Origin of the sequence: Conyzicola nivalis, assembly GCF_014639655.1 — a bacterium.
Lineage (GTDB): Bacteria > Actinomycetota > Actinomycetes > Actinomycetales > Microbacteriaceae > Conyzicola > Conyzicola nivalis.
Genome location: NZ_BMGB01000001.1, coordinates 2,581,737 through 2,597,247, shown reverse-complemented (window position 1 = coordinate 2,597,247; position 15,511 = coordinate 2,581,737). Strand labels below are relative to the sequence as shown.

The following is a 15,511-nucleotide window of genomic DNA, read 5'->3' as shown; positions in this document are numbered from 1 at the left end:
CTACGCCGATCGGTCTACCGACGACCCGGCGCGTCGGTTGCCGTCGGCGGCAAGCACCTCGTCGTAGAACTCGACCACGCGCACCCGGTTCGCCTCGCGGTTGAACTGGTCCGGCAGGCGAGCTGCCGTCGCGACCTGCTGGTCGAGATCGAGTGCAGCGGAGATAGCATCGGCGATTGCGTGCGTACTGCTGGCGTCGATGAGTTCGATCGGCATTCCGTCTTCCTTGAGGGTGCGCAACTCGGGCAATTCTCCGGCGATTACCTGTGCGCCGCTGGCAATAGCTTCGAGAACGGTGACTGGCGTTCCATCCCAGAAGGTCGGCGAGACCACAACCTCAGCACTGCGCATCAGCGCTGCCATCTCGTCACGGGTGAGGTCTGCGGTCATCGTTATGGATTCCAACGCGGTTTCGCCGTACTGCGCGACGAACTGTTCCCGCACGGGCAAGAGTCCCACGGCCACGAACCGAAGGTCCCGCCGCTTTGACAGTTGCACCGCGGCCTCAACGAAACCCGCGTAGTTGGCGTTCGCCTTTGCTTTGCGGGGGTAGACGACGACTCCCGATGGGCGCTCGGCATCGACGAAGAACAGGTCGTTGTCTACCCCGAAGTTGCCGGCCGAGTAAAAGCGAGGAGCGGTTGTTGACAGCCCGTATCCGGCGGCGCGTTCGATGTCTTGCCTGGAGTCCGACTGGAACCCGGAAGCCCTTTTCAAAAGCCGCTTCATCCACGCGGAAAGCAGCACATCGGTAGAAGCCATCGGAACGAAGTCCGACCCCCACGTGGATACGATTCTCGGGACATTGGTGCGAAGACCGAGAACCGTCAATCCCTCGTATGGGATACGGAGAGCGTGGATTATGTCAGGCTGGAAGCCTTCGATAATCGAAGAAAGCTGTTTGCGCCTCGAACGCAACCTTCCGAGGTTCATGACCGTATGAGCCATCTGCGAGTTACTGGCCTTCTTGAGGAAGAGGCGCAGCCCGGTCGGCTCCGTCGACGCAGACGTATCGAGGAAGTCCTGCCGCCGCTTGCTCAGCCAGTCCACCGGATTGACCGCGTCATACCCGTTTACGGGTTCGCTACTCACCGCGAGGACCTCGATGCCAGCGGCGACTAGGCCCTGACGCCATCCACGGGAGTGGGGGCTCCGAAAGTCGGCATACAGGAGGACCTTCACGAGGTGGATGCCCGACGAATCCCGGCGCGCTCGTGATGGGTTGCGACTGTCGACCGAATGAAGTTGACCACGCGCCGAGATGTGTCGGAGATGAGGTACTCCTGAGGGGCAATCGGGGCCCCATGAGCGGCGAATTGCTGCAAAACGATGTCTACGGAATCGAGAATCGACGAGGTCTCGACTCCGGCGGTAACGATTCCGCCTGTTTCGATCGCTTCTGGGCGTTCGATCGCGTCGCGGAGTGTGACGGCAGGGAAACCCAGCAGTGCCGCTTCCTCGCTAATGGTGCCGCTGTCAGACAAAACGAGCTTGGCGGACGATTGAAGGGCGATGTAGTCGTTGAACCCGAACGGCGGCGACCACCGGAGGCCAGATTTGAGATGGTCGGGCTGGGCGTCGAGGCGCTTGCGCGTGCGCGGATGAGTGGAGATCAGAATTGGTACGTCGTACGTCTCCCGCAGTTCGTTGAGCGCGCCCAGAACCATCGACAAGCGCTCCGCGCTATCTACGTTCTCCTCGCGATGCAGACTCACCATGAAGTAGGCGCCTGGTGTCAGGCCTTCGCGCTCGAGCACGTCGCTCCGTGAGATAGCGTCTGCGCTCGCGTCGAGAACTTCTCTCATCGGCGATCCGGTAAGGAGAATGCGAGAAGGGTGAATTCCTTCGGCGAGCAAATTGCGACGCGCGTGTTCCGTGTAGACGAGGTTGTAGTCGGACACATGGTCTACAAGCCGCCTGTTGATCTCCTCAGGCACGTTTTCGTCAAACGACCGGTTGCCCGCTTCCATGTGATAGACGGGGATTTTCATTCGCTTGGAAATCAGCGCCGAGATAGAACTGTTCGTGTCGCCCAGGATGACGAGAGCGTCAGGCTTCTCCTCAAGCAGGACCTGCTCGGTTTTGACGAGAACCGAACCGAGCACGGATCCCAGGGTCGACGTGTCCGCCCCCAGGAAGTGGTCCGGTGCACGCAGATCGAGGTCGCGGAAAAAGATCTCGTTTAGTTCGTAGTCGTAATTCTGACCGGTGTGGACGAGAACATGATCAGCGACCCGATCAAGCGCTTTGATAGTGGGCGCCAATCGGATGATTTCCGGACGCGTTCCAACGATCGTCACGACCTTCATCTTGGATCGCGCCATCAGACGTGGACCCGAGCGGAGTTGTTGCCGTCTTTCGTCCACTTCTCCAAGTCGGACCGTAGCTGCGGAATGCTGAGCAAGAGTTCTTCGACTCCCTCGATGGTGAGTCGCTCGGTCGTGTGGGAATCGTAGTCTTCGAAGGCGCTGATACCTTCTACACCCTCTTCGAAGTACGGCGCATAGTTCAGGTCGCGGCTATCGGGGTTGATTCGGTAGTAGTCGCCCATATCGTCAGATCGCGCGAGCTCCGCACCCGTTGCCAGGCTTTCGGAAAGCTTTTCCGCGTGACGAGTACCGATGACTCTGACGTCTGGCGTTATTCCGTACAGGTTGCACAACGCCGTCGCGAGGTCGCCGATGGTGCAGGACGGTGCCTTGCGAATGAACAGATCCCCCTGCTTGGCGTTCACGAACGCGTGCTCAACGAGTTTGACCGAGTCGGCCAAGGACATCATGAAACGAGTCATCGTCGGGTCCGTCACAGTGAGCGGGTTGCCGTCGCGAAGTTGACGGATGAAGTGGGGAATGACGGAGCCGCGCGAGTACATTACGTTCCCGTAGCGCACGCACGAGACGATGGTTGAAGCGGTGGGGTTGTTCAGCCCATGCGACTGCGCGACTTTCTCCATCATTGCCTTGCTCATCCCCATGGCATTGATGGGGTAGACGGCTTTGTCCGTGCTGAGGCAGACGAGTGACTTCACGCCGTGGTCTTCGCTCGCGCGTATTACGTTCTCGGTGCCGAGGATATTCGTTCGAACCGCCTCCATCGGGAAGAACTCACCGGATGGCACTTGTTTCAGTGCCGCTGCGTGGAATACATAGTCCACCCCTCGGGTCGCGCGCTCGACGCTGAGATAGTCGCGGACGTCACCGATATAGAGGCGCAGCCGCGAGTCGCCGAATTGGTGGCGCATAGCGTCCTGCTTGGCTTCGTCACGGCTGAGCACGCGAACTTCGGCCGCGCCCCTTTCGAGCAAGGCCTCGGTGACTGTCTGGCCGAAAGATCCCGTACCTCCGGTGATGAGAATTCTCTTGTCGGCGTAGTCGGCTTCCATCGTTACGTTTCCAAATCTCTCGTTGCGCCAGCACGCCTGACAGCTCGTTAGCGTGGGCGTGTCCCCAGTGCCTCCTGCGCAGATTGCACACGGACAGCTACGGGGGGCTTGTACGCGCCAAAGCGCGATCACCCGTGATTATTTCACAGAATGCACGATGCGTCCTGAACACAGCCAGCGGCCGGGCCTGCCAGTCGGTATTCTTGGGTGGTGATGACTAATGTTTTGATCCTGGGCGGCGCGGGAATGCTGGGTAGTGCGCTTGTCGACCGGCTCGCTGGTCGTCCCGAATTTTCGACCACGGTTACCGCGCGTCGCTTGCCTGAAAAGCCGACGCCGGGCGTGCGCTTCGTTACATTCGCTGTCGGCGACCCTAACCTCGCCGACGTGCTCTCCGGATTCGGCGAAGGCGACTACGTCATCAACTGCATCGGCCTCATCAAGCACCGTATGGACGATGCCAACCCAGCCGACCGGCGTGAAGCGATTCGCGTCAACTCGGCCTTTCCCTACGAACTCGCCGAGCTTGCGGAAAGTCAGGGTTTTCGCGTCATCCAGATCGCCACGGATTGTGTCTACGCAGGCACCACAGGCCGGTATACCGAGGACTCCCCCCACGACCCTCTCGATGTTTATGGCAAAACGAAGAGCCTCGGCGAAGTGCCTCATCCCCTCTTTCTCAACGTGCGCTGTTCCATAATCGGACGCGAAGTGTCGGGAGCGACTTCCCTCGTTGAGTGGCTACTCTCCCAGCCCGCAAACGGCGAGATCCGTGGATTCTTGGACCACGAATGGAACGGTGTAACCACCGAAACATTCGCTGACTTGGCGATCGGGTTGGTGGCGACCAAGAGCGAGCTGTCAGGGACTCATCACTTCGTGCCGTCATCCTCGATGAACAAGAGTGACCTTTCATCGCTCATCCTTTCGACGTTTGGCCGCGACGACGTCACCGTAGTTCCCACTGTCACAGGAAGGCCCGTGGATCGCTCCCTCGCGACCACAGATCAGGCATTGAACGAGAGTCTCTGGCGCGCGGCAGGTTTTGCTACGGCGCCGACAGTCGAAGATCTGGTCAGACGGATGGCGCCCTAGGTACATGCCGGCTCGGCGTCAGGACATTGCCGCTGACAAGGCCTCGACTACATTGGCCGCGACAACGCCTGCCGCGAGATGCTCTTCATAGTATTTGCGCCCGTTTGCGGCGTACGCCTCGAGCTCTGACCCGGCCGCTTGTGCCATAGTCGATATCGCTCGGGCGAGAGCGTCCGCGTCACCGGGGGAGGCGATTAACCCCGCTCCCGACTTTCTAATCAGGTCGGCACCGTCGCCGGAGATCTGACCGATTATGGGTACACGCGATGCAAGGAGCGAAGCGATCTTGCTGGGCGTAGTCGAACGGAGGAACGGTCGGTCGGCCAAGGACACCAGCTGGACATCTGCCGTGGCGGTGTATCCGGGTACCAGTGACTTGTCGACTCGTCCCACGAACGTGACGTTATCGAGTCCGCGAGCGACGCAAAGGCTTTCCAGCCTCTGGCGCGCGATTCCGTCCCCGACCACCACGACGCGGATGTGTCGTTCGCCCCGCAGGATCGTCGCGGCATCCACCAAGCTGTCCAGGCCCTGCACGTCCCCTACCGCGCCGACGTACATGAGCGTGAAGTAGTTTGCCCACGGCACTTCGGGAACTGCTGACGGATTGATCTCGGAAACTGGGCGGAATAGTGCCTCGTCGGTCGGGTTTGGCGAATCAACGATTCTTGCCGGATCCAGGCGGGAATTGCGCTCCAAAATCAATCGCCGCGCCCCAGGCGAACTGACTCCGATAACGACGGAGCGGTTTTCCATCACTCTTACGATTTTGTCAATGACTGCAGCGCCGACACGGCCCACAGCTCCGCCAGGGAACATACCGCTATCGATGAGCGAATCGGGCCAGAGATCCTGCACTTGGAGGAAATAGGGAGTCTTGCCGAACCTCGAATGCGCCAGCAAGGGCAATGCGACTGTGACAGGCGAGTTGTAGACCCAGATGGCGTCTGTCCCGCGCAATGCTCCTGCGCCGAGTGTGGTTGCGGAAAGCGCGAAGCTCGCGTAGTTAGCTAGCCGTCTGCGCGCCGAACTGTCGTGATTCGCATACAGTGGCACGCGCGTAACAGCGAACCCGTCTACGAATGACTTCGACCTCAGCTGTTGCTTGTACCCGGCGTAGATCTCGCCGCTCGGGTAGTTGGGGAAGCCAGTGAGCACGGAGACTTCATGCCCTTGCGCCACGAACTCGCGCGCGAAGACGGCGGGGATGGCCGCCGGTCCTGGTTCCGGGTCGAACCACTGGGATAGCATGCCGATCTTCATGCGTTAGCTTCCTTCTCGCCGCGCAGGACGTCTGCGACGAACGACGTTTGCTGCATTCCGACCGAGGCCGCCCACTGCGCGTTCTGCGCCTGCCCGAACCACATCAGCTCGACACGGCGGACGGGTCCAGCGATCGGTGGCAAAACTTTCGCGGCCAAGTAACCTCCGCCGATGAGAGCGCGGCATAGGACGGCGGGAAGCGCGACGGGGTTCTTCCCGCCGGCGAGCCGCAAGGTATCCGCGGTAGTCAGCCCCTCCCAGGGCTGGAGGACGATAACGGGCACGGGGGCGGGATGCGTCGCGACCTTGAGGATGAAGGAGACGAGACCTCGAACCGAGCTGACGACCGTGGGGAGATCGCCCGGGCTCGCAATAGAGGCTAAGGGCGAGCGCGCCAGTTTCTTGAGTTGTTGAGTCGTCGATCGGGTGACACCTTGCACGGACGTCGCGCGCACAATGACGATCTCTAGGCCACCATCACTCGCGCCGTCGTAGCTCAGCAGGGCAGCCTCGCCGAGCGCCTTCGACCGAGAGTACGGCGAAAACGGGGCTGTCTCGGACGATTCGTCGAGTACCGCACGTCGGCCTTGGACGGCAGCCGAACTGAGGTGGACCACCCGATGCACACCTGCCATGGCCGCCGCTTGTGCGACGACAAGCGGAAGAAGGCTGTTCGCACCATAAAGTGATGGCGAGTCGCCCGAGTCGGGTACCGCCAGGCCGGCGGCGTTGACGACGATGTCCACCCCTCCGATGCTGCGCGCAAGTGCTTCGACTGCGTCATCGCGCATCGCGGCCTGCGCGACCACGTCGTCTGCAGACGTGTGTGAATCGAGCGACATGCGCGGTGCAGCCAGCTCGACAACCTCGAACCCGTTGGACGTGAGTTCGGCGACTAGAGCCCCTCCAATGAACCCGGACGCTCCGAGGACCGCCCAGCGATGCGAAGCGGGGCGGGGCTCGATGTCGACACGGGGGTGGGGCGTGGCCAGCAGGGTCGATGTGTCTTCATGGGCGGCGGATGAACGTCGGCCGACCCAAACGGGCAGCGTTAGATAGACAGCGATAACCGCGAAGATCCCCGAAACGGACAAGGCGACCGCAGCGATGTCCCCGCGGAGCGCGATAAGCCCCAGCAATGCCGCGAGTACGGTAGCCGCGGTGACTATGAGCGCCGACTGTAGGTGGCTAAGACCCAGGGTGACCAACCGCTGAAAAACGTGGCTGCGGTGAGACTCGGTCCACCGCTCTCCTCGCCTGATTCGCTGCGTGAGCGTGAAACTAGTGTCCGCGAGATATATAGCCATTGGCGCCACGACCGCGACGGGATTTAGCCCTTCAGCCACCGCAACGACCGCCGAGATCGATATAACGCCGCCGAGTAGGTAGCTGCCCACATCGCCCAGGAACGTCCCGGGGCGGAGTATGTTCCACGGCAAGAAGCCAAGAAATGAGACCGCGATCACAGCACCCGTAACGGCAAGCCACGTAGTGCCGGTCATTTGCCCAACGACGACAAAGAGTCCACCGACGGCTAGTCCGTGGAGACTCGAGATCCCGTTCACGCCGTCCATGAAATTTGCCACATTAATGTACCCGGCGATCCCGACCGCGAACACGGGAAGAAGCCACCACGGCGCTCCTGTGAGGGCGATCGCTGCTGCACCACCGACCACGCCCAGACCAAACTGCGACCCGGCTCGAACTCGGATGCTGAGACCACGGATATCTTCGGCGGCGCCCAGCAAGCCGGCCACTATAGCGATGCTTGCGGCGACGACGTACGGCGAGACGTCGCCTTCGGCCGTCAGCACGCTGATGATGACAGTTACAAAACCAGCCATGACGGCGAGAAGCGGGGCAAAGCCGACCCCGCGCACAGCCGGTTCGGTATGGAGAGACCGATCGGATGGCGTGTCCACCGCACCGACGCGTCGCAGCCACGGGATGACGACGAACGGAGCGACCAGGCTGACTACAAGGGCTAGAACCGCGGCGGCGACACCCACGCCGATCACGCTGTCTTCACTCCGGTCGCGCTTTCCAGACGGCAGCGCTCCTCCCAGCGAGTCTTGTCCAAGTTGTCAGGACTGACCGCCTTGACCTTTGTGTGAGAGATCTTTGGATGCACCGGCCGTTCGTCGACTTCGTGTGACCCGATCAGTTCCTCATGAAGTTTTTCCCCAGGTCGGAGGCCGGTATAGACGATGGCGACATCGCGACCCGACATGTCGATCATTCTCTGCGCAACGTCAAGAATCCGTACCGGCTCACCCATGTCTAGAATCAGCACCTCGCTGGGTCGCCCGATACCACCAGCTTGGACCACCAACTGGCAAGCCTCCGGAATTGTCATGAAGTAACGAGTGACGTCTGGATGAGTAATCGTCAGCGGCCCGCCAGCTTCGATCAGTGCAGTGAAGGTCGGAAGCATCGAACCGCGACTGCCGATGACATTGCCGAAACGCACCGAAAGGTACCGCTGTCCAGAGGCCTCCGCAGCCCAAGACGTCAACTTTTCCGCTACCCGCTTGGAATGTCCGAGAACGCTCGTGGGGTTTGCAGCCTTATCCGTAGAGATGTTGACGAAGGTGGAGACGCCAACCGAAAGGGCTGCCTTCAGGACGTTTAGCGTTCCTTGAACATTCGTTTGCCACGCCTCATCGGGAAACTGTTCGAGCATTGGGAGATGCTTTAGTGCGGCCGCGTGGAAGACGACTTCCGGTCGGCGGTCTGCGAATATGCGGAGAAGGGATTCTTCGTTGCGAATGCTCGCGAGCACTACGTCGGGCGTGTCGAGCAGACCGTGACCGAGTATCGAGATTTGCGTCGTCTGCAGGCCCGTCTCGTCATGGTCCAACATGATCAACTCAGCGGGCGAGAATTTCGAGATTTGGCGGCAAAGTTCTGATCCAATAGATCCGCCAGCGCCCGTGACCAACACCCGCTTGCCCTTGAGGTAGCCCGCGATCGATTCAATCTCGGTGTCAACCGGGTGACGTCCAATGAGGTCCTCAATTGAAATGTCCCGGAGATCACGAAGACGGGACTTCCCTTCCAATACCTCATCGAACGGCGGAAGCACTTTGACCTGCAGTTGAGCGGATGCGGCGCGGTCAGTAATCTCACGGAGCAGCGAGGCGTCGGCTTTCGCGATAGCAACGACAATCACTTTCGCCCCCGTGGCGTGCGCGATGTCGATGAGGTCCTTGCCAGTTCCGAGAACTCGCACGCCGTCAAACCAAGAGTTGCGACGCTGGGGACTGTCGTCGATCAACCCGACAGGAATATACGGTGAGTTGCGATCGGTGATCATGCGTCGGACTATGGTCGGCCCTAGGTAGCCGGCACCGTAGACGATGGCGAGTTCAGCGTCGGGTGCAGCCGTGAACGCGCGCTCGACCAGCAACCTCTTCACGTAACGAGCCGCGCCCATCGCGACAAAGGCTATCGGCGCCGCGATGAGGAATAGGCTCCGCGGCGTTTCGATGAGAGTTCCGAAGAGTGCCACCGGAACCCCAAGCACTATTCCCGCGATCAGCACCGAGTAGAACAGCGCCTTGACCTCAGCAAAACTCCCGTACGGGTGGCGCCCACGGTAGAGATGCATCGTCCAGCCCGCAGCCAGTTGCACCAGCACGGTGACGAGCATGAGCAGAATCAGGGTGGGCCACTCAACGAGCGCAGGTTCAAAGTCGTAACGCAGCAGCACAGCGAGCATGAGAGCGCCGACCCAGGCGGCAGCGTCGATTCCGCACTGAACCGCCGTGCGCGAGAGCGTGCTGCGCGATCGAAGCTTATTAACCGCAGACACCGCTAGCTGAGCTAGGCTCATTTTTGACCTCGACTATTCGACACTCTGTGCCCCAAAACAAACGCTCTCATTCTGCCACTGATTACGGCTCACGATCGCGCAGGGCAAACCCCACCCATCATCACTGGGCTGACCAGCTTTTCGCGAAAGTTATCTCCTTCTGTAAGCCGGCGCGAAATATGATCGGGGATGGATGCCTCGTTCGCTTCAGATGCCGCGTTCTCAAAGCTGGATCACCGTCGACCTAACGGCGGGTACTGAGTCGCATAGAGAGGGCCGGGCTTTACTTGGCGGCCACCGTCGCGCAGTCGAGGGGAACGGTAGCGATCGCAGTCGGCGTGACCATCGGAGTCGACTTGGCCTCGAGAGTTCGCACCCCAGGGGTTCCGGCTACGAGGTCGTAGGTCACATTGGCGGCGGCGCCCGGGTTCACGTCCACCACCACTCGACCGACTGGGTAGTCACCGTCGTGATGAGCGGGCATCGCGTACGGTGCTCCGTTGACCGAGACGTTTGCTATTTGGCTGCCGGGGGGCGCGTAAAGCATGACGACCAACCGCTGCACACCCTTTGCGAGGCCCATCTTCCAGTACTGCTGCCCCAAGATCGACGTTGAGAGCTGCTTCACGAAAGGCGGATCCATCGTGTTTGTCAGCGTGGCGGACACCCGGTAACTTTCGAGCCCATCACCCCGGCACGTAGCCTGCGACAGCTCGATCGACTGGTTTAGGTAGTAGTTCATCTTTGAACCCACATTGTCGGCGAAGTAGACCCCTACGCGTTCCGTCTTCTCGTCGCTTACCGGCAGCTCACCGTTGAGACCAAAATTGATGAGGCGAGCCTGCTCATCTTCGTGTGCACTCCAATACATGATGCGGCTCTCGTTCCACCCCTGGGTGAGCGCATCAATGAGGGCGGTCGGGTCCAGCGGCTTTGTTGTCAGTGCCGTGAAGGTGGCGTCCACCGCCTCTGAGTACACCACGTCTTGTGCGATGTTGTCCTTCTGAGCGTTCTTGGTGTTGAACCTCTGGTAAAGGCCGTTCAGCAGAAGCGGCACTAGAGAGTCGCTTGTGAGAACGTCGCCGGTTGAGAGAGGAATTGGACCTGTAGCCCGAAGGATGTAGCTCAGGGCGACCGGGTCCACAGAGACCACCCCATCGACGGCGTAGCCCTGATCTCGCTTCCACATTTCCTGCGTCAATTGAGCGGCCGTCGTGAAACTTGGCCGAAGAGTGTTATTCGGTATGAAGTTGCCTAGTTCGCCATTGAACAACTCGGCGACGCCGTCGGGTTGGGGTAATACCGGTGTACTCGTTACGAAGTTCTTGAAACCAGCGGGGATCGTCTCGTCGAAGATGATCTTGCCGTTATCGATGCTGATCACAGCGAATGACAGGGCGGTGCCGCCAAGCGCGCGCGATTCGGCGTTGTTCTGGAACATAACTACGTACCGACGGGGCGCGTCAACGCCCAGTGTGGCAGGCAGAAGCGGGGCGATGTTGTTCGCCGTCTCGAGTAACGGAGCCACACTCGTAACGAGGCCAGCCAGCGTTGTCTTCGCCCCTGACACCTGTTCGACCGTATCCGCGGTGTCGATAGCGTCCAGCGTCGCCGCAGTGTCCTTGAGGTTCGCGTCTGCCTCAGCGATTGCATCAACCGCGCCGACGAAGGGCGACACATCGATGGCCCCGTCTGTAATTGCCAGTGAGGCTGGGTCGACGTTCTTCACCGCCGCGACCAGGGGAGTTGCGACCTGGACCATCAGGTCGTCGGTGACCCCGGCGAGCTGTCGCACAACGATGAGGTTCTTCCCGATTACTGGGAGCCCCTCGCTGAACGACCAGATGGGTTCGTCGGCTATTTCCACAGCCCGGTTGGTATGGGCGGACACGTCATCAAGAGTCGACATAGCGCCGTCCATATCGAACGCGGACGCTTGAATCTTCAGGTCTGAGGCGAGTGACTGCGCACTCTCGAGTTCAGCCTTTACTTCGAAAACGCGCGAAGCCAGGGCCCACGCGTACAGCCCCGCCGCTACAACAATGAGCAACACCGCAACGATGAGCCAGAACCACCAACGGCGAATCAGGCGCTTGCGGGGTGGGCGATGCGCGGTTGGGCGCAACTCATCGGTGGCGGACATTCGAATAGTAAAGCATGCTCATCCCGTTAAAATGCCCAATGCCGGGCGCGCCATCCCTCAGCGAAGAACCGGTCGCGCCAGTCGTTGGCCAGCGGTTAGCGCGAGATGCTTTCCTGATCAGGTATTGATCGACCCGCAGGCTCGACGGGTGGCTGGCCGTTTGCGGCCTTGCATCGCTCCATCCAACGATCCTTGTCTAAGTTCTCGGGGGCGATGGAAGGAACTACCGTGTGTGAGATTTTCGGATGGACGGGTCGCTCGTCCGTTTCGTTCAAGCCAACGAGTTCTTCATGCAGCTTTTCGCCAGGTCGAAGACCCGTGTAGACGATCGCGATGTCTTGGCCCGACATATCGATCATGCGCTGGGCGACATCCAAGATACGAACCGGTTCCCCCATGTCAAGGATCAGAACCTCGGCGGGTCGGCCGATCCCGCCCGCCTGCACCACGAGCTGGCATGCTTCGGGAATCGTCATGAAATAGCGCGTGACGTCGGGGTGGGTGATTGTCAGAGGACCGCCCGCTTCGATAAGAGAGGTAAAAGTAGGGAGCATCGAGCCACGGCTTCCGATGACATTGCCGAATCGCACCGAAAGGTAGCGCTGGCCTGACTGCTCTGCCGCCCAGGCGGTGAGCTTTTCAGCAACCCGCTTGGAGTGCCCCAAGATGCTTGTCGGATTCGCCGCCTTGTCCGTCGAAATGTTCACGAAGGTAGTAACGCCAACAGCTTGGGCCGCCGCGAGCACGTTCAGCGTGCCAAGCACGTTGGTCTTCCAGGCCTCATCTGGGAATTGCTCGAGCATGGGGAGATGCTTGAGTGCGGCAGCGTGGAAAACGACCTCTGGCCGGCGGTTCTTGAAGATCTCCAATACCGAGTCTGCGTCGCGAATACTCGCGAGGACCACATCAGGCGTATCCAACAGACCGTGGCCGAAAATAGAAATCTGAGTGGACTGCAGACCGGTTTCGTCGTGGTCGAGCATGATCAGCTCTGAAGGAGCAAATTTGTGGATCTGGCGACACAGTTCCGAGCCAATTGATCCACCCGCGCCGGTGACGAGAACGCGCTTGCCTTTGAGGTAGCCCGCTATGGACTCGATTTTTGTGTCGACCGGATGACGGCCGATGAGGTCCTCGATGGAGATATCCCGCAAGTCCCGTAGACGAGACTTGCCCTCGATAATCTCCTCGAGGGGAGGCAAGACCTTCACCTGAAGCCCGGCAGCGGTCGCCCTGTCGTTGATCTCGCGCAGAAACCCTGCGTCGGCTTTCGCTATCGCGACCACGAGGACTTTTGCTTCCGTCGATGCCGCTACCGCTTCGATGTCCCTACCTGTACCGAGGACCCTGACGCCATCGAACCAACTATTACGCCGGGCGGGGCTATCGTCGATGATGCCGACTGGAATGAAAAGCGAGTTTCTGTCTGTCAGCATGCGACGAACGATCGTCGAGCCGAGGTACCCGGCACCGTAGACCAGGGCTGGCTCAGCTTTCGCGTCATGCTCTATGAGGCTTTCGAGGATGAGCCGCTTAATGTACCGCACGCCGCCCATGAGAACGAAGGCTGTAGGCGCCGCTATCAGGAATGCACTACGCGGGACCTGGATGAGGGTGCCGAACAGCACTACCGGCAAACCAACGACTACAGCCGCAATCAGCACCGTGTATAGCAGCGATCGCACCTCCGCGAAGCTGCCATATGGGTGGCGTCCGCGGTAAAGATAGACCGCCCAACCTGCGACGAGTTGAACGAGCAAGGTAGCCGCAACAATCAGCGCGAACCAACTCCACGAAATTTGGCTGCTGTCGAAGTCATACCGAAGAAGGACGGCAAAAGTAAGCGCGAATAGCCAAGCCGCGCCGTCGATCAAGAACTGAATGCCGAACCTGCTCAGTGGGCCTCTGGCTCGGAGATTGTTAATTTGCGTCTGCGCGAACGAGGAAAGGGTCATTTGAGCGGCCAAACTTGGTCAGCGAAATTCAGGGAGTCGGGGGCAGACGCCGGTCGAGCTCTAGTGCCCGAAAAAGTCATCGACATCGCTACCCTTACGTTCTTCAGTATTCGTATCCGCGTGAACACCGGCAGGATACAAACACCCCATTGTCACACACGATTTGGCCTCAGATTGAGGGATCAAAGGCCACAGCGGCCCAGAACTTGATGTTGCATCATGTTTCGGCCCTTTGTCCAGTCTACGTCGGGAACGTTAACGCTACAAAGTGACGGCTTTGGCCATCAGATGTAGAAGTCGGGAGTGTGTGGCGTGCGCGGCCGCACACGCGCCGGCGCACCCGTCAGCAGCGAGGCATCGGGCGCATCCGACAACACCACCGCGTGCGCAGCGATCACCGAGTTTGCGCCGATAGTGACCGGTCCGAGAATGCTCGCGCCGGTGCCCACGACGACGTGGTCGCCTAGCGTCGGATGCCGCTTGCCCGGCATCGAGGTCACGCCACCCAGCGTGACTCCGTGATAGAGCATCACGTCGTCGCCAATCTCGGCCGTCTCGCCGATCACGATGCCCATGCCGTGGTCGATGAAGAACCGTCGGCCGATTGCCGCGCCGGGGTGAATCTCCACGCCGGTGAGGAAACGGGTGATCTGGGAGACGACGCGAGCCAGCAGGAACCACCGCCATCCCCAGAGCCTGTGGGCGAGGCGATGGCCCCAGATTGCATGCAGCCCCGAGTAGGTAAGCCACACCTCCGGCGCACTTCGCGCTGCGGGGTCACGATGTCGGGCGGTGGCGATGTCCTCCCTGGTGCGGGAGAACAGCACGCTAGTCGACCAGGTCTTCGTAGAGCACGGTGGAGAGGTAGCGCTCACCGTAGCTGGCGACGATCACGACGATCGTCTTGCCGGCGTTCTCGGGACGCCCTGCGAGCTCGAGCGCGGCGGTGACGGTCGCGCCGCTCGAAATGCCGGCGAGGATGCCCTCTTCGGCCGCGAGGCGGCGGGCCATCTCCACGCTCTGCGTGATATTGACGTCGATGACCTCGTCGTAGACCTCGCGGTCGAGGACGTCGGGCACGAAGTTCGCGCCGATGCCCTGGATCTTGTGCGGTCCGGGTGCCCCGCCGTTGAGGATGGGGCTCTCGGCCGGCTCCACGGCGACGACCTGCAGGTTCGGCTTCTGCTCCTTGAGGTAGTTGCCGGCACCGGTGATGGTTCCTCCGGTGCCGATTCCCGAGACGAAGATGTCGACGGCGCCGTCGGTGTCCGACCAGACTTCCGGGCCGGTCGTCACTCGGTGGATCGCGGGGTTCGCCTCGTTCTCAAACTGACGAGCCAACACGGCGCCCGGGGTGGACGCCACGATTTCGGCCGCTTTCTCGACAGCACCCTTCATTCCGGATGCGCCCGGGGTCAGCACCAGCTCGGCGCCGTACGCGCGGAGGAGTACGCGGCGTTCCTTGCTCATCGTCTCGGGCATGGTGAGGATCACCTTGTAGCCGCGGGCCGCGCCGATCATCGCCAGGGCGATGCCGGTGTTGCCACTCGTGCCCTCCACGATCGTGCCGCCCGGCTTCAGCGCGCCGCTCTTCTCGGCGGCATCGACGATGGCTACACCGAGGCGGTCTTTGACGCTCGCGCTGGGGTTGTAGAACTCGAGCTTGGCCAACACGGTGGCGCCGAGGCCCTCGGTGACCTTGTTGAGGCGCACGAGCGGGGTCTTGCCGAAGATCTCCGTGATGTCGTTGTAGACGGGCATACGTGTTCTCTCTCTAGACCGGTAGGTGGTAGCGATAAGCCCAGCTTAGGGAGGTCATTACGGGTCGTGATACCGAAGCGTCACAGTTCGTCGAGGGG

The 15,511-nt window shown here is 60.7% G+C and carries 11 protein-coding genes; 1 reads left to right on the top strand and 10 read right to left on the bottom strand.

What is annotated here, in order from left to right:
* The 3 genes from IEV96_RS12960 to IEV96_RS12950 form a co-directional block, all read right to left on the bottom strand.
* Positions 1-1,092: a glycosyltransferase gene (locus IEV96_RS12960; protein WP_188510976.1), complete on the bottom strand. Its 1,092-nt coding sequence runs from the start codon at positions 1,090-1,092 to the stop codon at positions 1-3.
* An 86-nt stretch (positions 1,093-1,178) separates the two neighbouring features.
* Positions 1,179-2,309, bottom strand: coding sequence for a non-hydrolyzing UDP-N-acetylglucosamine 2-epimerase (wecB, locus tag IEV96_RS12955; protein ID WP_188511268.1), 1,131 nt, complete (start codon positions 2,307-2,309; stop codon positions 1,179-1,181).
* A 14-nt stretch (positions 2,310-2,323) separates the two neighbouring features.
* Positions 2,324-3,382, bottom strand: coding sequence for a polysaccharide biosynthesis protein (locus IEV96_RS12950; protein WP_188510975.1), 1,059 nt, complete (start codon positions 3,380-3,382; stop codon positions 2,324-2,326).
* A 213-nt stretch (positions 3,383-3,595) separates the two neighbouring features.
* Here IEV96_RS12950 and IEV96_RS12945 point away from each other — a divergent pair, with 213 nt between their 5' ends.
* Complete coding sequence (locus IEV96_RS12945) at positions 3,596-4,477, top strand: dTDP-4-dehydrorhamnose reductase family protein (protein WP_229733408.1); 882 nt, start codon at positions 3,596-3,598, stop codon at positions 4,475-4,477.
* A gap of 18 nt (positions 4,478-4,495) precedes the next feature.
* Here IEV96_RS12945 and IEV96_RS12940 read toward each other — a convergent pair whose 3' ends face one another.
* The 7 genes from IEV96_RS12940 to cysK all read right to left on the bottom strand — a co-directional run bounded on the left by IEV96_RS12940 (position 4,496) and on the right by cysK (position 15,413).
* The gene (locus IEV96_RS12940; protein WP_188510973.1) at positions 4,496-5,740 is read right to left on the bottom strand and encodes a glycosyltransferase family 4 protein; all 1,245 of its coding nucleotides are present in this window, start codon (positions 5,738-5,740) and stop codon (positions 4,496-4,498) included.
* Positions 5,737-7,749, bottom strand: coding sequence for an NAD-dependent epimerase/dehydratase family protein (locus tag IEV96_RS12935; protein WP_229733305.1), 2,013 nt, complete (start codon positions 7,747-7,749; stop codon positions 5,737-5,739). The genes IEV96_RS12940 and IEV96_RS12935 overlap by 4 nt, the downstream gene beginning before the upstream one ends.
* A 5-nt stretch (positions 7,750-7,754) precedes the next feature.
* Positions 7,755-9,575, bottom strand: coding sequence for a polysaccharide biosynthesis protein (locus IEV96_RS12930; protein WP_188510971.1), 1,821 nt, complete (start codon positions 9,573-9,575; stop codon positions 7,755-7,757).
* Positions 9,576-9,837: 262 nt separating this feature from the next.
* Entirely contained in the window at positions 9,838-11,697 is a 1,860-nt protein-coding gene (locus IEV96_RS12925) for a DUF4012 domain-containing protein (protein ID WP_188510970.1), read from the bottom strand.
* Positions 11,698-11,792: 95 nt separating this feature from the next.
* Positions 11,793-13,652, bottom strand: coding sequence for a polysaccharide biosynthesis protein (locus IEV96_RS12920; protein ID WP_188510969.1), 1,860 nt, complete (start codon positions 13,650-13,652; stop codon positions 11,793-11,795).
* 284 nt (positions 13,653-13,936) lie between these two features.
* The gene (epsC, locus tag IEV96_RS12915; RefSeq protein ID WP_188511267.1) at positions 13,937-14,476 is read right to left on the bottom strand and encodes a serine O-acetyltransferase EpsC; all 540 of its coding nucleotides are present in this window, start codon (positions 14,474-14,476) and stop codon (positions 13,937-13,939) included.
* A gap of 4 nt (positions 14,477-14,480) precedes the next feature.
* Positions 14,481-15,413 carry a cysteine synthase A gene (gene cysK, locus IEV96_RS12910; RefSeq protein ID WP_188510968.1) on the bottom strand — a complete coding sequence of 311 codons (933 nt, stop codon included), beginning with the start codon at positions 15,411-15,413 and terminating at the stop codon, positions 14,481-14,483.
* Positions 15,414-15,511: the final 98 nt, after the last annotated feature.

Bases quoted from the DNA above. Each gene is read 5' to 3' on its own strand.
- wecB (WP_188511268.1), bottom strand. From the start codon at position 2,309: ATGAAGGTCGTGACGATCGTTGGAACGCGTCCGGAAATCATCCGATTG.
- IEV96_RS12950 (WP_188510975.1), bottom strand. From the start codon at position 3,382: ATGGAAGCCGACTACGCCGACAAGAGAATTCTCATCACCGGAGGTACG.
- IEV96_RS12945 (WP_229733408.1), top strand. From the start codon at position 3,596: ATGACTAATGTTTTGATCCTGGGCGGCGCGGGAATGCTGGGTAGTGCG.
- IEV96_RS12940 (WP_188510973.1), bottom strand. From the start codon at position 5,740: ATGAAGATCGGCATGCTATCCCAGTGGTTCGACCCGGAACCAGGACCG.
- IEV96_RS12930 (WP_188510971.1), bottom strand. From the start codon at position 9,575: ATGAGCCTAGCTCAGCTAGCGGTGTCTGCGGTTAATAAGCTTCGATCG.
- IEV96_RS12925 (WP_188510970.1), bottom strand. From the start codon at position 11,697: ATGTCCGCCACCGATGAGTTGCGCCCAACCGCGCATCGCCCACCCCGC.
- IEV96_RS12920 (WP_188510969.1), bottom strand. From the start codon at position 13,652: ATGACCCTTTCCTCGTTCGCGCAGACGCAAATTAACAATCTCCGAGCC.
- cysK (WP_188510968.1), bottom strand. From the start codon at position 15,413: ATGCCCGTCTACAACGACATCACGGAGATCTTCGGCAAGACCCCGCTC.